The sequence below is a fragment of the Zhongshania sp. genome, from assembly GCF_047636175.1.
Taxonomy (GTDB): Bacteria; Pseudomonadota; Gammaproteobacteria; order Pseudomonadales; family Spongiibacteraceae; genus Spongiibacter.
This window is the reverse complement of the sequence record NZ_JBLIKC010000003.1, coordinates 61,905-81,337: the sequence shown is the minus strand read 5'-3', so window position 1 is coordinate 81,337 and position 19,433 is coordinate 61,905. Positions and strand designations below refer to the sequence as shown.

Sequence of the window (19,433 nt, the reverse complement as noted above, 5' to 3'; positions counted from 1 at the left end):
AGTAAAATAATAGACGTAAAAAACCGCGCAGTGCGCGGTTTTTTACGTCAGCAATAAATCAAGACTGCCCAGAAAAACAGAACTACTTGATTTTAGCTTCTTTGTACATAACGTGCTTACGTACCACTGGATCGTATTTTGAAAATTCAAATTTATCCGGGGTATTACGCTTGTTCTTAGTGGTCGTATAAAAGTGACCAGTACCCGCACTAGAAACCAAACGGATTTTGTCGCTCGCGCCTTTCTTAGCCATGACCAGTCTCCTTAGAATTTTTCGCCGCGGGCAGTAAGTTCTGCTAACACAGTCTCAATACCTTTTTTGTCGATGATACGCATGCCTTTGCTAGAAACTCGCAAAGTAACAAAACGCTTGTCTGCTTCAACCCAAAAACGATGGCTGTGCAGGTTTGGCAAAAAACGACGACGAGTGCGGTTTTTTGCGTGTGAAACATTGTTTCCTGTTACCGGACGTTTGCCAGTAACTTGACATACTCTAGTCATGATAGTCGCCTCTTCAACCTTTATCCGTAGTGACGGAGCAAAAGGTTTATAAAATCAGGTTCAAACCGGGCCGCCGCGTGTTTCTCACAATACTCGGGTGTCCTGAGGAAATGTAACATCCCGGACACGGCCCAAATGGAGCGCGACTTTATATCAGAACGACGAACAGCAAGCAAGTTTTATCGCGATCTTTTACCTTAGATCAACCCGCGCTCGGCCAGCGAAATCACCTCGGGACCCGCCACTACACAGTGATCCAGCAAGCGTATATCCAGCAGTGCCAAGGCATCACGGATACGCCGAGTAATCCGAATATCGGCGTCGCTAGGCTCAGCGATACCTGAGGGATGGTTGTGCGCTACGATCAACGCCGCGGCATGCAGCTCTAACGCTCGCCTCGCAATTTCACGCGGATAAACTGCTGCGCCGTCGATAGTGCCGTAAAAAAGAGGCTCATAGCGGATCAGCTGGTGCTGATTATCTAAATACATCACCGCAAATACTTCGCGTACTTCTTGTCGCAGCTGCGCTAACAGAAATTGTCGAGTGGAAGCTGCGCTGCTAAACACCTGCCGCTGCTGAAGCGCCTCCGCCAAATACCGGCGAGACATTTCTACTACTGCCTGTAATTGCACAAACTTGGCATCACCCAAGCCATGAGACGCACAAAACTGCTCGCGGCTGGCCGCAAGCAAGGCACTCAAGCCGCCATGCTCCTGCAATAAATCGCGCGCAAGATCCACCGCAGACTTACCCGAAACGCCGGTGCGCAGGAAAATTGCCAATAACTCGGCATCTGCCAGTGCGGCTGCACCCCGCTGCAGTAGCTTCTCTCGTGGCCGCTCATCTGCAGGCCAATCGGTAATCGCCATAACACCCTCCTTGATGAGCATGAAATACTGCAACCAAAACTACGCGGTAGTCGGCAGCGTCGATAAGCTTCATAATAGCGCCATACTGAGCTATAGCGACAAGGCGATATGAAACAACTAAGCAACCGTCACATTCTTCTCGGCGTTACCGGCGGCATTGCGGCTTACAAAAGCGCCGAACTGATACGGCGCTTAAAAGATCACGGTGCCGATGTCAGGGTTGTTATGACCGCCGCGGCAATGGAGTTTATTACGCCGTTGACCCTGCAAGCCCTGTCAGGTAATCCGGTTCACACCACCCTGCTCGACCCCGAGGCAGAGGCCGGCATGGGCCATATTGAATTGGCACGATGGGCAGATCTTATTTTGATTGCCCCGGCCAGCGCCGACTTTATGGCGCGACTTGCCAGCGGCCGTGGCGACGATTTGCTCACAACGCTGTGCCTCGCCACCGCCGCCCCAATCGCCTTGGCACCCGCTATGAATCAGGGTATGTGGCGCGCCCCCGCCACACAAGCCAACACCGCAACCCTAACCGCCCGTGGTATCGCCCTATTTGGTCCCGCTGCTGGAGAACAGGCCTGTGGTGATATTGGTCCCGGTCGCATGCTGGAGGCCGAAGAACTGGCCGCCTGTGCCGCCAAGATCTTTAACAGCCGTCTGCTGGATGGCATACACATGACCATTACCGCGGGACCAACCCGCGAAGCCATTGATCCAGTGCGCTACATTAGCAACCATAGCTCGGGAAAAATGGGTTATGCCTTGGCCACAGCCGCCGCCGACGCCGGCGCCATAGTCACGCTGATAAGCGGCCCCACTAATTTGCCCTGCCCCGAGCGGGTAACACGGGTAGACGTCATTAGCGCCCAAAATATGCTCGTTGCCACCGAGGCGACTCTCGGTAAATGCCAGCTCTTTATCGGCTGTGCCGCCGTGGCCGACTACCGCCCCAACTATGCTGCCGAACAAAAAATAAAAAAAGACGGCGATACCATGCGCATTGAGCTAGTTCGCAATCCAGATATTGTAAGTACTGTTGCCCATCACCGCGCCAGGCCAGTCACCGTCGGTTTTGCCGCCGAGACTCAGGACCTTATACGTTACGCCAAAGGCAAATTGGAAAACAAGAACCTCGACTTAATTATCGCCAATGACGTTTCAAATACCGCGATCGGCTTTAACGCCAACGACAACGCCGTCACCGCAATTTGGAAGGAAGGGCAGCTCGTGATTACTCAAAAGGGTAAAAACCAACTGGCGGTGCAGTTAGTGGCCTTGATCGCCAAGCAATTCTTTACTGCGAAAAACTAGACAGCGTAAGTAAGCACTACCATTATAATGATATAGAGGTCAGCAACACCTAAATATCCTCCACCGCAGTCAAGGACCAGATTACCACCACCATGACAGAAACAGCGCCCATTAACTCCGCAAGCCATAAAGTAAAAGGCGGTCCGCGATTTTCCTCGAATCAACGCGATATCGTCATCTCCGCCTTAGCGTGCATCGGCATAGTTTTCGGCGCGTTCTATTGGATCCAGCATTTTGAAGAACCTAGAGCCTTAAAACAGCGCATCGACGCCGTCACCGCCAATATTGCCGACCATCAGCGCGGTATCGTTCGCGACGTGATCTCCCAGCTCGGTGAGCGCGTCACTGAGCAAACCACCAACGCCGAACTCACTAACGCCCTGAGCCAAGGCAATATCAGCGCTGACAATCTTTTTGCCCAAAGCCTTAACCGCGCATTTCCAGAAGCACTAGACACCAAGATTATCTACATTGGCAAGCAAGGTATCGCCGATGAGCGCAGCGAGACTTTAAAACTGCGAAACAATATCGAGATCGATATGCTGCGTAAAAGTATCGAAAATAACACCCTTGTCATCGAAGCCTACCAACACGATCGGCAGTGGCTCATCTCCTTTGTTAAAACCGCCGGCAAACACGGCGCAGTCTATGTCACGTTTAATGCCCAGTACTTTGAAAAAATGCTGAATAGCCTGGCGGGAAACACCGTTAGTATTGAGTTGATTCAAACCTATAAAACCCGCCGCGATGTTGTCATCAAGCCATCTATTATTAACTACCCTGATGCAATGCAAAGTCGGGCGTTATCGGTGCCAGGGTGGACCTTGCAGGTGTATCCTCAGGAGATTACTGTGCAAAGCCTTAGCTCTGACAGCACCTTGCTTTGGTTAATCTGTGTACTCTGCGTTGCCCTAATTGCAGGCAGTCACGCCATTTTCTTCGTCCGCAGCTATCAAATCCCCCTTGCTTCCGAACGCGCAAAAACAAACACCGAGGACACAGCAGCACCCCAAGTCGAGGCAACACCCAGCCTGGAGCAAGCATTGGCCAAAAAACTTGCTGCAAATCGGCAAAGTAGCCTGTCAAAACGCGCCAATTTCCCAGCGCCAGGCAGGGCACCGCCACTAGCAGAATTAAGTACTAGAGGAGCGACTGGCAACAAAAAAACCAATGCCACCCGCATTGCCGCAAACTGCTTCCGTGCCTATGATATCCGCGGCATTGCAGACACCGAGCTAAACGACAGCACCTGCTTTGCCATTGGTCGTGCCATTGGCAGTGAAGCACTCGATCGCGGCCAATCCAAGCTGTTATTGGGTCGAGATAGTCGTCTAAGTAGTCCCAGAATCCACCAAGCCCTTCTCAAAGGCTTGCTCAGTACCGGTATCGATGTCACCGACATCGGCATTGTCGCCACCCCAATGTTGCACTTCGCCTGCCATAACCTGAACGTTGGCAACGCCATTATGATTACTGGCAGCCATAATCCCAGTCATTACAACGGCATGAAAATTAGCCTAGAATTTGCAACCCTTAGCGCCAAAGACATACAGGCACTTAAATACCGCATCGAGACACAAGAGTTTGAGACCGGCCAGGGAAGCCTTGATACTGACAGCATTGAGCAGCGCTATATTGACCGGGTTAGCGGTGACGTGGTCATCGCCCAAACCCTGAAAGTTGTGATTGATGCCGGAAATGGCGCGACATCTAAAATTGCGCCAACCCTCTTTGAAGAGCTGGGTTGCGAGGTTATCCCCTTATTCTGCGAGCTCGACGGCAACTTCCCCAATCATGCGCCAGACCCCACCATTGAGAGCAATTTAAGCGCACTTAAAGTGGCGGTCGCAGAGCATCAAGCAGATATTGGCATCGCGTTTGATGGCGACGGCGACCGGCTTGCCATTGTCACCGCAGAGGGCCGCTGCCCACCAGCAGACCAATTACTCATGGTGCTTGCCAGCGATATGGTAGCGCGCAATCCCGGCGCCGAAATTCTTTTTGATGTGAAATGCTCACGCCTGCTCTCAGAGCTTATAGTCGACGCCGGCGGCCGCCCAACTATGTGGAAATGTGGCCACTCTTACATGAAACAAAAAATGGCTGATACCGGCGCCTTACTGGGCGGCGAATTTTCTGGGCATATATTCTACAAAGAGCGCTGGTATGGCTTCGATGACGGCATGTATACCGCTGCCCGCCTCCTAGAAATACTCACTCTGTCCGGCACCACTATGGACGACGCCCTCGACAGCCAGTGCAAACTCGTCAGCAGCCCCGAAATTTTGATCCCCGTTGCCGATGAACGTAAATTCGCCCTTGTCGAAACTTTTGCAGAAAATCAAAAATTTACCGACGCCGCGCTCATTAATATTGATGGCCTGCGGATAGAGTTCAGACAAGGCTGGGGCTTGATTCGGGCGTCGAATACCGGCCCAGCCATCTCCATGCGATTTGAGGCAGATAGTGAAGCCTCACTCACGCGCATACAAAATGACTTTAAGGATTTGCTGCTAAGGATTGATCCCACACTAGTAGATAGTCTTTAATAGGCGTCCTTTTTAACCACCGACTTTACGGGAACCCGTCATGTCTATGAGTCGCGCCGCCGCCGGTGATGTTGCCCGCATCCTCACCGAAGCTTTGCCCTACATTCAACGCTTCACTAATAAGACCATTGTGGTTAAGTTTGGCGGCAACGCCATGATAGACGACAAGTTAAAAGAACAGTTCGCTCGCGATATCGTTCTGATGAAGCTAGTCGGCATGAATCCGATTGTTGTGCACGGTGGCGGCCCCCAGATTGGCGCCTTGCTAAAACGTCTAGCGATAGAGTCGCACTTTGTGGATGGCATGCGCGTCACCGATACCGCAACTATGGACGTGGTAGAAATGGTACTTGGCGGCTCAGTGAACAAAGAAATTGTGTCGCTGCTTAACCGCAATGGCGGCAAAGCCATTGGCCTGACCGGCAAAGACGGTCAGCTCATCCGCGCCAGAAAACTCAAGGTCACCCAGCGCACGCCAGACTTGGCTAAAACTGAAATCATCGATATTGGCCACGTGGGCGAAGTCGAGGAGATTAATACCGAAGTCTTAGACATGCTAATTAACAGTGACTTTATCCCAGTAATCGCCCCTATTGGGGTCGGCTCGGACGGTGCGTCTTACAATATCAATGCCGACTTAGTAGCCGGTAAAGTGGCCGAAGTGCTAAAAGCTGAAAAGTTAATGCTATTGACCAATATCGAAGGCCTGATGGATAAATCTGGCAAGGTATTAACAGGATTAACTACCGAGCAAGTCGATGCCCTGATCGCCGATGGCACGATTTACGGCGGAATGCTACCGAAAATAGGCTGCGCACTGTCTGCCGTTAACGCCGGCGTGACCAGCGCTCATATTATCGATGGCCGCGTACCTCATGCCGTACTGTTAGAAATCTTCACCAACACAGGCGTAGGTACACTCATCACCAACTCCAATGCATTACTCGATTAAGCATAATACTAAGTGCATCACTAAGCACCGGCCCCGAGCCCGCTAAGGTCAGCTATACCCTATGAACAAACGTCCCTCACGACGCGATGAAATTTTAAACGCCCTCGCTACCATGCTGGAAAGCCAGCCGGGCGCTCGTATTACCACCGCAAAGCTGGCTGCCGAAGTCGGCGTGTCGGAGGCGGCCTTATATCGGCACTTTCCCAGTAAGGCCAAAATGTTTGAGGGTCTTATCGAATTTGTGGAAGACGCGATCTTCAGCCGCGTGACCTTGATCATTAAGGAGGAAACTCAGAGCATCGCGCAACTTAGCAATATCCTGCAGCTATTACTAGGATTCACCGAACGCAACCCCGGCATCACCCGTATTTTTAATGGCGACGCCCTCGCTGGTGAGAATGAACGGCTGCGCAACCGCGTCGTCCAGTTCTATGACCGCCTAGAAACTCAATTAAAAACCATTTTACGCGAAGCAGAATTGCGGGAAGGCTTGCGTACCGTCATCACCGCCAATAGCACCGCAAACCTGCTATTGTCAGCCGCCGAAGGCCGCATCGGCCAATTTGTTCGCAGTGATTTTAAGCGCCTTCCCACCGAACACTGGGATGAACAATGGCAGCTACTAAGCAAGATTATATTCCGCTAAATACCCCTCCACAAAGCAAATCCGTCACTAGCGAAACGGCCCCCGCTTAACCTCAGGGTAATCTAAGTTAGCTGGGCGCTTGCGCGCGCGAACGCTGCGCGCATCAATCAGCTCAGCGCAATCGGGACAGGTCAAAATCGGTTGTATATCGTGACAACAGGAGGTGTGCTGACGGAGAATCGGTGGGCCTGCCGCATCCGAATAGTATTTATCGCCCCAGTTTAGGAGCGTCGAAATAACAGGGTAGAGATCCCGCCCCTTCTCCGTTAGGCGATATTCATAACGCACGGGCTTGCTTTGGTAGGCGCGACGCTCAAGCACGCCATGCGCTTCCAGCTTTTTCAGACGCTGGGTCAAGGTAGTACGCGATAACTGAAGTCGCGCTTGTAGGTCGTCAAAGCGTCGCACTCCCAGAAAGCAGTCACTCAGAATAACTAACGTCCAGCGGTCCCCCAACACAATGGATGAGCGTGCGACCGAACATTGCTCCGTACTCAACCCGTCCCATTGCATTTTACTTACCTTCATTTAATAGCGCATGTAATAGTATTTTTCGGTCCGCAGTATATACAAAGTCCACATTTTGGACTAACTTTTACACCAAAGTCCACTTTGTGAACTAACCAGGGCATAAATCACATGCCTAATTAGGAGTAAGCCATGCCCGCCCCCATTCCCTTTGATCCAGAGGCTATTGCCACTGCGAAGCAAATTGTACGCCCTGCTAAAGACGGCGTCACCATTAAGCGGACCATCTGCGCTACCTGCGATATCGCCTGCAGCGTGGTAACAGAAAGTAAGCAAGGTCGGGTGGTGAAGGTGCGCTCCTCAGATAATCCCATTTTCCGCGACAATATTTGCATGAAGGGAATTATTGCGCCCAAGGCATTCGCTCACCCAGATCGCATTCTGTATCCATTAAAACGCGTAGGTGAACGCGGCTCGGGGCAGTGGGAACAAGTCAGCTGGGCAGACGCCATGAGCGATATTGGTCAGCGCCTCAAAAAAGTCATTGCTGAACATGGGCCAGAGGCTTGGGCCGTTTCCACCAGCCAATGGAACACCGCCACCGACCACGGTCTTGGGCGGCGTATTATGAACCACGTTGGCACACCCAACTGGATCAGCGGTGTCGCACTCTGCGCGGGCAACACCGCCGCCATAAACCGGTTTACTTATGGCTGGTTTCCCATGGGAGACTTTAACAACACCAATTGCATTGTACTCATGGGCCACAATCCACGCCGCCATAGCTGGACCCCGATCTACAACTACATTCGCTCCGCCCAAGAACGCGGCGCGAAGTTAATCGTCTGCGACCCACGCAAGAGTTCGAGTGCCGAGCGGGCGGACATCTGGCTACCGCTAAAAGCTGGTAGCGATGGCGCCATGATGTTTGGCTGGCTCAAGGTTATCTTCGACGAAGGACTTTACGACAAAGATTTCGTGGCCAATTGGACGGTCGGATTTGAGGAGTTACGCAAGCGCGTCGACGAGTTCCCCCTAGATCGCGTTGCCAAACTCACCGGCTGCGACCCCGACATGATCGCCAAAGCCGCACGCATGTATGCCACCTCAGGACCCTCAATTATTCCCTGGACGCCAATCACAGATATGCAGCGCAACAGTACATCGGCGATTCGCCTACAAAGTATTCTGCGCTCTGTCTGCGGTTACATCGACGTTGCCGGTGGCGAAACCCTACAGGGCTTCAACCCTGACATCGTCTCAGAATCTACCATTGAGATGCACGAGGTGCTATCCGAAGAACAAAAGGCCAAGCAGCTTGGTTCCGACACCCACCCGGCCTTTACCTATCGCGGCCAAGCAGCCTTACGAGAGCCGCTCAAGCGCGTGTGGGGCCACGAATATCCTAATCAAATAACCGGCTGTTACATGGCAAATCCGTCCGCCACCTTCCGCGCTATGGCAGGCGAGGGCAACTATCCGGTTAAGGCATTTTTTGCCCTGGGTAATAACACCGTTATGAGCTTCGCCAATATGCCACTAATCCTCAAAGGCATGATGAATCAGGATCTTATCGTTGCCCACGAGCATCATATGACGCCCACGGCGCAATTAGCCGACTATGTACTGCCCGGCGATAGTTGGCTGGAGCGACCTTGGTTGACCGATACTTTTGGCTGGATGTCAGCCTATCGCCCGTCTGAGCAGTCAATGGAACCGCCTGGCGAGGCGAAGAGCACCTGGGAATTCTGGAAGCATATTGCCAACGCCCTAGACCGGCCAGAACTGGTGCCATGGGAAACCCTGAATGATTTCTATGACGACCGATTGAAAGGCACTGGCATGAGCTTTAAGGAGCTTTCCGAAACCACCGAAATCTATTTCGACAAACCGGTATTTCGCAAATACCTCAAAACCGGCTTTGCAACACCTAGCGGCAAGGTCGAGCTGAAGTCATCGATCCTTGAAGACTTGGGCTTCGACCCACTGCCCTACTTCCGCGAAGACCCGCCGGCTGACCCCGACTACCCGCTGCAAATGTTTACGGGCGTGCGTGAAGATGGCTACTTTCAAACCGCCCAGCGGCAAGTGCCCGAAATGCGTAAACGCGCGCCGGAACCACAAATATTTGTCAGTCCAGGTACGGCCAGCAAGTATCAACTCGACGAAAATGAATGGGTCACCATCGAAAACCAAATCGGCAAAATCTCCGCTCAAGTTGCAATCAAAGAAGCTATGCCTGACGGATTGGTGAGAGTACCGCATGGCTGGTGGAAACCAGAGATGCAGCAAGGCGCAGGTCACTTGTCTGGCGCCCTGAAATACAGCGATGCCCAACTTTGCCGCGACGATGAAGACTATCTCGACCGGGAACAGGGAATTCCGCACCTGAAGGGCATACCTTGTCGTATTATTAAAAGCCTAAGCGAAAATGCTACGAAGACAGAGGCCCAAGCATGAGTCCGTTTTATAGCGATGATAAAAGGCGGGAGCTGTCCGCAAAACTGCTGATTTGGCTGGCGGCCCGAGCTTCCAGAAACCAATCGATGCTGGATCGGCTTTGCCTGTGGCTCGTTGACAGGGCAATGCGTCGTGACCCCGACGAGGATTTCATGCGCGATCCGATTATAGACAATGATCAGGGCTTTGATCCTGAAGAACTGGATCGCTACCAGCGCGGTGAGAAATAGCGCACCGTGATGGGGGAAGAAAAAAGCGCGACGATTTGCTGTTGAATCTACAAACTAGTCGTCAGAGGAGTAATACCGCAGCTGTTTTTCAGCCTGAGACTGTAAAAGCGCAAAGCGTTCTTTATCGCGTTCATAGCCCCTAGCAGCCTCATCAAGGTCTTGCTGTCGACCGTTGATATGTTGCTCCGTTGTCGTGACTTCTCGGCGTAACGACACCAAGGTATTCATAAGTGCGCTGGGCACCTCTTCCCCGCGCCGCTCCAATTCCGCCGCCTCACTCTGATTACTCAAGATCTGCTGCTTAATAACCGATAAATTACTTTTCAGAATTGAAATACGGACCTTAATATTATTGATAGCACGCTCTTTGGCAACGTCTATATCTAACACACTGCTGTAGCGCAGCAATAGCGACTCATCCCACTTGCGATTTTTCGCATCCGCTTCCGCCCTAGCCGCAGCGACTTCTAACTCCAAAGCCCGCGCCTTGCGTTCAGCGCCGCTAAGCTGAGGCGCTACCGTTCTGACAATCGAGCCATCAACGCGAATAACGTCGTAGCCCCGGGGCACGGCCTCAGGCGGCACACTACTGTCGATAACTATGGTGCCATTAGTGCTGGGGTAACGATAATAGAGGGAGCCCGCCCACAACTCGGGCGCTCCTATTACAATCATTGCCACCCATAAGGCCCAGCGACTTACAGCCACAATACTCACACACTCCTTTAATTACCGTCAGATACCACTATGTTTTCTACCGACTCATACCTCAACACCATAGCGATCACGATACGCATTTATACGCGCCACAAGTGCGTCGTCAGTCTTAGCTGTAGACAAGTAATCGACTATATCATTCAAACCCACAATACTAATTAGCGTCAGCGAGGCGTCTTGTTCCAATTCTTGAATCGCCGAGCGCTGCCCCTGACCACGCTCCTGTCGATCTAAGCCAATTGCCACACCCGCAACCTCAGCCCCAGCATGTTCAATCATGGCAATGGCCTCACGAATCGCTGTACCTGCAGTAATAACGTCATCAATAATTAAAATCTTACCGCTCAAGGCGGCACCGACCAAGCTACCACCCTCGCCGTGATCCTTTTTCTCTTTGCGGTTGTAGGCAAAAGGTACATCGCGCTGATGATAGACCGCTAGCGCACACGCAGTCGCGGCTGCCAAAGGAATACCTTTATAGGCAGGCCCAAACAAAAGATCAAACTCTAGCCCAGAGGCCACAATCGCATCGGCATAGCAACGGCCAAGAGCGGCCAGCGCACCACCCGTACTAAAGCGACCCGCATTAAAGAAGTAGGGGCTGACGCGGCCTGATTTAAGTGTATATTCGCCAAAACAAAGTGCTTCACTGGCAATAGCCTGCTGTATAAATTGCTGCTGATACTTCTGAATGCTCATTTGCACCCTCATTTAAACTCGGTGAATGTTTCGACGAAGTTTTACGCGCCGATTTTAGAATGCTACTACTAAAAACCACAGAATTACCGCTAAATAAACCTAAATATCATGATCTACGCCGCCTATGACGGCGAATTGGGAGTTTTTTGATAGATATTAAGCACTGTGATTGTTGTCGTTAGGGTTTCATTGTAGTCTAAGCTATTGTTAATTTCTAAAAGCCAGAACAACCCAATATAATAGACTTCAAGCGTCTTAGCCTAGCTCACGCTACAACTGAGACTGCTCATCCTCAAGCCAATTATATTGGCACTGGTCGACGCGATAGGTAACACATGAGAATCATCAGTTTTTGCGCTGACAGCATTGTAGATGCAGCTAAAAAAGGCTTTTTTGACTGGGTCGTAAAACAAGATGCAGACATTATATGCATCCAAAATCTTGGTATTGCAGAATACAAACTCCGCGACGATGTATATTTTCCCCGAGATTATAACCCCTACTTCTTCGATGCTGCCGATGGCAAACATAATGGCGTCGCTATTTACTGCCGACAGCTACCTAAAGCGATAATGACTGGCCTCGGGTTTTTAGACTTTGACATGGACGGCCTCTATATTCAGGCCGACTTTGACAATATTAGTATCGGTAGCTTATTAGCGCCCACCGCAGAAGAGGGCGATAACGCCGGCTTAATCCGCAAAAATCAATTCTTTGAACAGTATTTGAATCACCTCACTAAAGTGCGCAATAAACGCCGCGACTTTATTATTTGTGGAAACTGGAATATTGCCCATCGCGCCATAGACATTCAAGATGTGCGTGGCAATCACGGTAAACCGGGCAGCTTGGCAGAAGAGCAACAATGGCTGGATCGCTTATTCCGCGAACAGCAGTACTCAGACGCTTTCCGCTTAACAAATAATGACTCCGACGAATTTAGTTGGTGGCCTGATGGCGAGCCCGGCACCAACGGTTGGCGCGTAGATATGCAGATAACATCAGAGCATATGACGCCACGAATAGAATACGGTGCCATCTATAAGGTACAGGCTTTTGGCAAACACGCACCCGTCATTATGGATTATGACTTTGAACTACCAGAGAGCCCTTTTTAGGGCCCTCTCATTTAAGCGCCTAAGCCAACGACTCTCGCTGAGCTGTCACTAGTTCGGCAATACCCTTTTCGGCCAGATCCATCATTGCGTTCATTTCAGTACGGCTAAAGGTTGCACCTTCAGCAGTGCCCTGCACCTCGATAACACCGCCCTTGTCGTCCATTACCACGTTCATGTCGGTTTCGGCGGTTGAATCTTCGGCGTAATCTAAATCTAATACTGGCACGCCTTGATACACACCAACCGAAATTGCGGCGACTTGCTGCTGCAGCGGATTACCGCTAATCAAGCCATCTGCGCGCAATTTAGCGACCGCATCGGCCAGTGCAATATAAGCACCGGTGATGGACGCGGTTCGCGTGCCGCCGTCAGCCTGAATGACGTCGCAATCCAGATAGATGGTGTTCTCGCCCAGCATCGTCAAATCAACCGCTGCACGCAGCGAGCGACCAATAAGACGCTGAATTTCTTGGGTGCGGCCGCTCTGCTTGCCACGCGCCGCCTCCCGATCCATACGACTTCCAGTAGAGCGCGGCAACATACCGTATTCTGCGGTAAGCCAACCCTGGCCCTTACCACGTAAAAAGCCGGGCACACTGTTCTGCACCGACGCAGTACAAATAACCTTGGTATTCCCCATTTCAATTAAAACGGAACCCTCAGCGTGGCTGGTAAAATTGCGACTAATCCGCACAGTACGCTTTTCATCGTAGGCGCGCTCACTCGGCCTTACTACAGTCATATTGTTCTCCTTTTTAAAGCCCATAGTATAACCGCTAGGCGTTGCCAACAGGTTAAAACACCGGATCAAGTCCAATATAAACTCGCCAATGCACAGCCGCCGCCAATATCCATACGCCTATTCGAACCGCGCCTAGCAGCACATATATGACCGACAGACGCCACTCTACTGATGATATAACCCGGTATTTTCTGCCAGTAACTTTTCGCCTTCACCGGCCATTTAGGCTTACACTATCTAAACTAAAATCGAAAAATGCAGGGAAAGCCTTTGACAACCAGCAGTATGACCGCCTTTGCCCATCAGCGTTTTGACTACCCTTGGGGCAGCGTCACATGGGAACTACGTTCGGTTAATCATCGCTACCTAGAACTGTCATTTAAATTGCCAGAGAGCTGGCGGCAACTAGAACCCAGTCTACGCGACGCCCTTCGCAGCAAACTCCAACGCGGTAAAGTTGAATGCGCACTGCGGGTGCAACAGCACAGCCAGCAGCAAGATCTGCAGCTTAATGACAAGCTCGCCAGTCAAATTTTAACCGCCGCACACAACCTCAAAACTCATATTGCAGACACCGCCCCCATTAACGTCTTGGAATTGCTACGCTGGCCCGGCGTACTGGAACCGCAAACCCTAGACAACGACGCCACAAGCAAGCAACTGTTGGACGGCTTTAATGCCGCGCTGGACGAACATATTGCCACCCGCCAACGCGAAGGCAGCGCACTAGCCCAATTAATCGAGGACCGTCTGGACAATATTACTGATATCGTCATCGATATTCGCAGTAAAATGCCCAATATCGTCATCGCCCAGCGCGACAAACTGCAGCAACGCCTTGCTGAACTCAAAGTTGAACTCGACCCCAACCGCCTAGAAGCAGAAATTGCGTTAATAGCACAAAAGGCTGACGTAGATGAAGAACTAGACCGCCTAGATACCCACGTCAAAGAAGTGCGACGAGTCATTAAAAAAGGCGGTGCCAGCGGCCGACGCTTAGACTTCTTTATGCAGGAACTCAACCGCGAAGCCAACACCTTGTCATCTAAAGCGGTGGTAGCTGACAGCACACAGGCGGCGGTAGAGCTGAAGGTTTTAATAGAACAAATGCGAGAGCAGATTCAGAATATTGAGTGATGCTAAAAAGAGTTTTTTTAAATATTAGCCACGGACCATTTCAGCTCTATGCCACTCTCTAAAAAAAGGGTTTGGTATGACGCGTTTTGATAACTCGCTCTTGTGTCGTTTAATTACTTTAAAGCCCGCTTGTATGGCTCACTCTGCAAGCCGCTTAAGATCACTTAATAACAATAGCTACCAAAGGGAAGCTAACAATATAAGCGATCGGAGAGTTTCAGCTGATCTTTCATCCACAGATTAACTGATATCGAATATCTAGATATTTCGCCGCGTGTACCATCATATTCTGTCGATAGATGGCAGCAAATAAAATTAGCCCTATAACGCCCCGCCAGATTAGCGTGTTCAAACCCCAGAGACCAAACATAGTCGTTCAATTTGATAGGCCGTGACGCCCCCTCAATCAGGCCGTATAATCCTTATCCAACATCGCGCCCTCCACCGCGAACTCGATAAAAGGACGCCCTTTTCGCTATGCACAGTCAAGGTACGCTCTATACCATTTCAGCACCGTCAGGCGCCGGTAAAACCAGCTTAGTCGCGAAGTTACTAGCGCAAACTCCTCGGCTTGGAGTGTCGGTCTCGCATACCACACGCGCCATGCGACCCGGCGAACAGGATGGGGTGAACTATCACTTTGTGTCCCATGCAGACTTCCAGTTCATGCTAGATAAAACGGCTTTTCTTGAACACGCGAAGGTGTTTGATAATTTTTATGGCACCTCACAACAGTGGGTTGAGTCCCAACTGGCGACTGGCGAGGACGTGATTTTAGAGATCGACTGGCAGGGCGCGCAGCAAGTTAGGCGCTTAATGCCGGATACAGTGGCCATTTTCATTATGCCACCGTCAAAAGAAGCCTTGAATGAACGTCTCACCGGCCGAGGTCAAGATGACTGCGCAGTGATACAGCGGCGTATGGATGCCGCCGTCGCGGAAATGTCCCACTATATTGAAAGCGACTACTTGGTGATTAATGACGATTTCGATACCGCACTGGCAGATGTAGAGGCCATTGTTCGCAGCCGTCGCCTAACCTTGGCAAGTCAGGAGCTCCGTCATCAAGTTTTACTTTCTGCGCTACTGTCATAAGCGCTGGCTATTTGTTAAACTGATACTACCACTAACGGCGCGCGCCTTGCGCGCTGATTTTATTTAGTCCGCAGGATACACGTCATGGCCCGAATTACTGTAGAAGACTGCCTACAAGCCGTCGATAACCGCTTTGAATTAGTTATGGTTGCAAGCAAGCGCGCCCACGCACTGGCTACTGGCGGCAAAGAAGCGCGGGTTCCAGAAGAGGGTGATAAACCAACTGTTATTGCCTTGCGTGAACTCGCTGAAGGCAAAATTACTCGCGAAGAAGTGATGGCGGCGAATCCTACCGCAGAAGACCAAGAATTGGATTTGAGCGCAGAGCTAGGCGCTAGCTCACTGTAACTCTGCGTCTATAGGGGCGCCAATGCATCAATACAGTTTTTTCAATCCAAGTTACGGCAAAAAAGAGCCAGCCGGATCGATTGACGCCCTTGCAAAAGCGCTTGCCGACTACCTCTCGTCTGACCAAGTGAAGCAGGTTAAGCGAGCCTATTATTACGCTGAACAAGCCCACGAAGGTCAAAATCGCCGCAGCGGTGAAGCCTACGTCACCCATCCATTAGCTGTAGCAACTATCTTGTCTGAAATGCATATGGACGCCCAAAGTTTAATGGCGGCCATGCTCCATGACGTCATTGAAGATACCAGCGTGACCAAGCAGGGCCTCAGCGATCAGTTTGGCGATGTCGTTGCAGAGCTGGTTGACGGTGTATCTAAGCTGACCCGTATCGAGTTTCAATCTAAGGCCGAGCAACAGGCAGAGAACTTCCAGAAAATGGCTTTGGCTATGGCGAAAGACATTCGCGTCATCTTGGTGAAGCTCGCCGACCGCCTACACAATATGCGCACCCTCGGCGTAATGCCAGCCGAAAAGCGCCGTCGCATTGCCCGCGAGACTCTAGAGATTTACGCCCCCATTGCGCAACGTTTAGGCATGCACAATATTCGAGTTGAATTTGAAGACCTGGGCTTTATGTCTACGCATCCGATGCGAGCTCGGCGTATTCGCAAAGCGATTACCACCCGCTTCGGCGACCGTAATAAGACCATCTCAAGTATTCGCGAAAACATTGAAAATTGCCTGACAGAAGAAGGCCACACTGCCAATGTAATTGGCCGTGAAAAACACTTGTTTAGCATTTACACCAAAATGCGCAACAAACGGAAGTCGCTAAAAGAGATTATGGATCTCTATGCGTTTCGCATTGTGGTTGACTCCGTTGATTCCTGCTACCGAGTTTTAGGCTGCGTACATAGCCTGTATAAGCCGGTCCCGGGACAATTCAAAGACTATATCGCCATTCCCAAGGCAAACGGCTATCAATCTTTGCATACGGTGTTGTTTGGTATGGAAGGTGTGCCCATTGAAATTCAAATCCGCACCCACGATATGGAAGAAATGGCCAATAACGGTATTGCTGCGCACTGGCGATACAAGTCTAACGATCAAGAACCCAAACGTAATTCCAGCCACGCCCGCGCTCGGCAATGGGTGCAGGGCTTACTGGAAATGCAGGAGCGCGCTGGCGACTCCTTGGAATTTATCGAGAACGTCAAAATTGATTTATTCCCTGATGAGGTTTATGTCTTCACCCCCCGTGGCGACATTATGGAATTACCGGCGGGCGCCACCGCGGTTGATTTTGCCTACGCGGTCCACAGTGACATTGGTAACAGCTGCGTGGCCTGCCGTATAAATCGCCGCTTAGCGCCATTGTCAGAAACTCTGGAAAGCGGGCAGACCGTTGAAGTAATTACCACCCCGGGAGCGCAGCCCAATCCCGCCTGGTTACAATTTGTCGTTACTGCGAAGGCCCGCACGGGTATTCGCCACTACCTTAAATATCAGCGCAAAACCGAGGCGGTTAGCCTTGGCCACCGCATGCTAGAGCGCGCCCTAGCCAGCATGGACGAAAATCTAGCCGATATAGACGACAAGTACTTAACGCAACTGGTGGACTCCACCCACGCCAAGTCGACTGACAACATATACGAACAAATCGGCATGGGTAACCGCGTTGCGTACTTAACTGCCCGCCAATTGATAAACTTGCGTGATGAAATTCGCGATGGCGACGAAAAGTTGCGTGCGCCGCTAACCCGACAATCCATGGTTATTCACGGCACTGAAGGATTCCTAGTTAACTTTGCTCGCTGCTGCTACCCCATCCCCGGCGACCACATTGTCGGCATAGTCAGCTCTGAAAAAGGCGTGGTGGTGCACTGCGAAAACTGTCACAACAGCATTGAACTTAGTAGCCAACCAGAACGCGTGGTACCACTGAGCTGGGCAGAAAATATTGACCGCGACTTTTCGGTTGAAATGAAAGTCGAGATTTCCAAACAGCGCGGCATTATTGCGGTGCTGGCAACCCGCGTAAATGGCGCCGACGGCAGTATCGAGAAAATTAGCGTAGAAGAAGAAAATCCAAAAATCAGCACGATCCACCTTATCGTTGGGGTGCGCTCGCGGGTGCATCTAGCCAATGTGATGCGTCGAGTTCGCAATATCCCCGCCGTTATCAAAGTCACCAGAGAGCGGAATTAGCACCGTCAAACCGCCTCACTCTCATTTTATTACACCTTGTAAGGACAGCACTGTGAGTAAGAAAGAAATCATTGCAACGAATAATGCCCCACAAGCTATTGGCCCCTACTCCCAAGCCGTTAAGGTCGGTGACACCGTGTATTTATCCGGTCAAATACCACTTATTCCCGACACAATGGAAATGATTGAAGGCGGTATTACCGAGCAGGCAACACAGGTATTTAAAAACCTGTCAGCCGTGGCCGAAGCTGCGGGTGGCAGCTTAAACGATGCTGCCAAGGTGAATATTTCGCTGACGGATCTTGGCGAGTTCACCCAGGTAAACGAGGTCATGATGCAGTATTTTAGCCAACCTTACCCAGCTCGGGCCTGCGTGCAAGTTGCCGCGCTACCGCGCGGCGCCATGATTGAGGTGGAAGTGATTTTAGCGCTGTAAGTAATGCCCGCCTGATTAAGCTCCACAGTAGCGCTGGCCGACAACACCCTCGGCCAGCGCCCACTTTATTATACTTTTAATTTACGCCATTCATTCAACACCGGCACAAAGCCCTGTCTGAACGTTGGATATTTCATTTGGTAGCCGCTGTCGCGCAAGCGTTTATTGGAGCAGCGTTTACTGCCGGCACGAGTCACTGGCTGACCGTTATCCGCGTAAACCACGCCCAGCTCTGCCGCCAACCACGCTTGAACATCTTGGATACTTGCCGGCTCGTCATCCACACCAATATAGCAGTTTGCTATCGACGCTTGATCTTCAACTAGATCGATCAGGTGGCTAAGAAAACCAACACAATCGTCCCGATGAATTCTATTACTGTAATGCAGTGGCTCAGGGGGAGCGCAATCCCCATCGATTACCTTGTTCAGCATCTGCAAACGCCCAGTGCCATAAATACCACCAAAGCGAATATTCGAATACGGCCACCCAGTGGCTGCTACGGCGCGCTCGGCGCACAGCAAGCTCTGCCCTGAAAAACGACTGGGTTCAGTCGCACTTTGCTCATCTATCCACTCATTCTTTGCTTGCGCGTACACCCCGGTACTGGAGACAAACAAGACCAACCGCGGAGGTTCAACCATCGCCGTAAGTAAATTACTAAGCCCTTCTTCGAATATCGCCCGGTAGCCTTCCGCGCCATTGCCCGCCGGCGTTAGAGTAATCACCACATAGTCGGCCCGCAAGGGAGCCAGTTTTGCTAAACTTTGCGGATTACGCACATCTGCTGCCAATGGCGTGATACCGGACGCCAGTTTGTCGGTATTTCGGCGCATACCCTGCACACACCAGCCACGTGCCAGATAGATTTCTGCCAAGCCATTGCCAATATCACCACAACCCACAATTAAAAGTGATTTTTGCTCATTCATGCCCAAGTGTC

20 protein-coding genes are annotated in these 19,433 nt (G+C 51.2%); 12 read left to right on the top strand and 8 right to left on the bottom strand.

From position 1 onward, the window contains the following. Positions 1 to 82: 82 nt before the first annotated feature. The 3 genes from rpmG to radC form a co-directional block, all read right to left on the bottom strand. Positions 83 to 253, bottom strand: coding sequence for a 50S ribosomal protein L33 (gene rpmG / locus ACI955_RS02470; RefSeq protein WP_008252729.1), 171 nt, complete (start codon positions 251 to 253; stop codon positions 83 to 85). 11 nt (positions 254 to 264) lie between these two features. Then, entirely contained in the window at positions 265 to 501 is a 237-nt protein-coding gene (gene rpmB / locus ACI955_RS02465; protein ID WP_415242146.1) for a 50S ribosomal protein L28, read from the bottom strand. 197 nt (positions 502 to 698) lie between these two features. Next, positions 699 to 1,373, bottom strand: coding sequence for a RadC family protein (radC, locus tag ACI955_RS02460; protein WP_415242145.1), 675 nt, complete (start codon positions 1,371 to 1,373; stop codon positions 699 to 701). A gap of 108 nt (positions 1,374 to 1,481) precedes the next feature. On the opposite strand from radC, the gene coaBC reads away from it, so the two are divergent. From coaBC to slmA, 4 genes are all read left to right on the top strand, one after another. Then, a complete protein-coding gene (coaBC, locus tag ACI955_RS02455) occupies positions 1,482 to 2,687 on the top strand; it encodes a bifunctional phosphopantothenoylcysteine decarboxylase/phosphopantothenate--cysteine ligase CoaBC (protein WP_415242144.1) in 1,206 nt (401 codons plus the stop codon). 92 nt (positions 2,688 to 2,779) lie between these two features. Beyond that, positions 2,780 to 5,236, top strand: a complete 2,457-nt coding sequence (locus ACI955_RS02450) for a phosphomannomutase/phosphoglucomutase (protein ID WP_415242143.1) — start codon at positions 2,780 to 2,782, stop codon at positions 5,234 to 5,236. 40 nt (positions 5,237 to 5,276) lie between these two features. Next, the gene (gene argB, locus ACI955_RS02445; protein WP_415242142.1) at positions 5,277 to 6,188 is read left to right on the top strand and encodes an acetylglutamate kinase; all 912 of its coding nucleotides are present in this window, start codon (positions 5,277 to 5,279) and stop codon (positions 6,186 to 6,188) included. Between the two features lie 61 nt (positions 6,189 to 6,249). Further along, positions 6,250 to 6,834, top strand: coding sequence for a nucleoid occlusion factor SlmA (gene slmA, locus ACI955_RS02440; RefSeq protein ID WP_415242141.1), 585 nt, complete (start codon positions 6,250 to 6,252; stop codon positions 6,832 to 6,834). Between the two features lie 27 nt (positions 6,835 to 6,861). On the opposite strand, the gene ACI955_RS02435 is transcribed toward slmA, so the two are convergent. Then, entirely contained in the window at positions 6,862 to 7,362 is a 501-nt protein-coding gene (locus ACI955_RS02435; protein WP_415242140.1) for a winged helix-turn-helix transcriptional regulator, read from the bottom strand. Positions 7,363 to 7,494: 132 nt separating this feature from the next. Here ACI955_RS02435 and ACI955_RS02430 point away from each other — a divergent pair, with 132 nt between their 5' ends. Together ACI955_RS02430 and ACI955_RS02425 are read left to right on the top strand one after the other, a co-directional pair. Beyond that, entirely contained in the window at positions 7,495 to 9,762 is a 2,268-nt protein-coding gene (locus ACI955_RS02430; RefSeq protein WP_415242139.1) for a molybdopterin-containing oxidoreductase family protein, read from the top strand. Continuing rightward, on the top strand, positions 9,759 to 9,992 hold the full coding sequence (locus tag ACI955_RS02425) for a hypothetical protein (protein ID WP_368374156.1): 234 nt from the start codon (positions 9,759 to 9,761) through the stop codon (positions 9,990 to 9,992). The genes ACI955_RS02430 and ACI955_RS02425 overlap by 4 nt, the downstream gene beginning before the upstream one ends. A gap of 54 nt (positions 9,993 to 10,046) precedes the next feature. Here ACI955_RS02425 and ACI955_RS02420 read toward each other — a convergent pair whose 3' ends face one another. Together ACI955_RS02420 and pyrE are read right to left on the bottom strand one after the other, a co-directional pair. Next, a complete protein-coding gene (locus ACI955_RS02420) occupies positions 10,047 to 10,700 on the bottom strand; it encodes a hypothetical protein (protein WP_415242138.1) in 654 nt (217 codons plus the stop codon). Positions 10,701 to 10,754: 54 nt separating this feature from the next. Next, positions 10,755 to 11,402 (bottom strand): orotate phosphoribosyltransferase, encoded by a 648-nt coding sequence (gene pyrE / locus ACI955_RS02415; RefSeq protein ID WP_415242234.1) that lies wholly within the window; start codon positions 11,400 to 11,402, stop codon positions 10,755 to 10,757. A gap of 341 nt (positions 11,403 to 11,743) precedes the next feature. On the opposite strand from pyrE, the gene ACI955_RS02410 reads away from it, so the two are divergent. Further along, positions 11,744 to 12,526 (top strand): exodeoxyribonuclease III, encoded by a 783-nt coding sequence (locus ACI955_RS02410; protein ID WP_415242137.1) that lies wholly within the window; start codon positions 11,744 to 11,746, stop codon positions 12,524 to 12,526. Between the two features lie 19 nt (positions 12,527 to 12,545). Here the strand turns inward: ACI955_RS02410 and rph are convergent, their stop codons facing one another. Next, a complete protein-coding gene (rph, locus tag ACI955_RS02405; protein ID WP_415242136.1) occupies positions 12,546 to 13,268 on the bottom strand; it encodes a ribonuclease PH in 723 nt (240 codons plus the stop codon). Between the two features lie 285 nt (positions 13,269 to 13,553). Between rph and ACI955_RS02400 the strand changes: the two genes are divergently transcribed. From ACI955_RS02400 to ACI955_RS02380, 5 genes are all read left to right on the top strand, one after another. Then, positions 13,554 to 14,405, top strand: coding sequence for a YicC/YloC family endoribonuclease (locus tag ACI955_RS02400; protein ID WP_415242233.1), 852 nt, complete (start codon positions 13,554 to 13,556; stop codon positions 14,403 to 14,405). A gap of 477 nt (positions 14,406 to 14,882) precedes the next feature. Continuing rightward, positions 14,883 to 15,500 (top strand): guanylate kinase, encoded by a 618-nt coding sequence (gmk, locus tag ACI955_RS02395; protein WP_415242135.1) that lies wholly within the window; start codon positions 14,883 to 14,885, stop codon positions 15,498 to 15,500. 84 nt (positions 15,501 to 15,584) lie between these two features. Continuing rightward, a complete protein-coding gene (gene rpoZ, locus ACI955_RS02390; protein ID WP_368374164.1) occupies positions 15,585 to 15,848 on the top strand; it encodes a DNA-directed RNA polymerase subunit omega in 264 nt (87 codons plus the stop codon). A gap of 22 nt (positions 15,849 to 15,870) precedes the next feature. Next, positions 15,871 to 18,054 (top strand): RelA/SpoT family protein, encoded by a 2,184-nt coding sequence (locus ACI955_RS02385; RefSeq protein WP_415242134.1) that lies wholly within the window; start codon positions 15,871 to 15,873, stop codon positions 18,052 to 18,054. Positions 18,055 to 18,106: 52 nt separating this feature from the next. Beyond that, complete coding sequence (locus tag ACI955_RS02380) at positions 18,107 to 18,490, top strand: RidA family protein (protein WP_415242133.1); 384 nt, start codon at positions 18,107 to 18,109, stop codon at positions 18,488 to 18,490. 68 nt (positions 18,491 to 18,558) lie between these two features. On the opposite strand, the gene ACI955_RS02375 is transcribed toward ACI955_RS02380, so the two are convergent. Next, positions 18,559 to 19,422: an NAD-dependent epimerase/dehydratase family protein gene (locus ACI955_RS02375; protein WP_415242132.1), complete on the bottom strand. Its 864-nt coding sequence runs from the start codon at positions 19,420 to 19,422 to the stop codon at positions 18,559 to 18,561. Between the last annotated feature and the right edge of the window lie 11 nt (positions 19,423 to 19,433).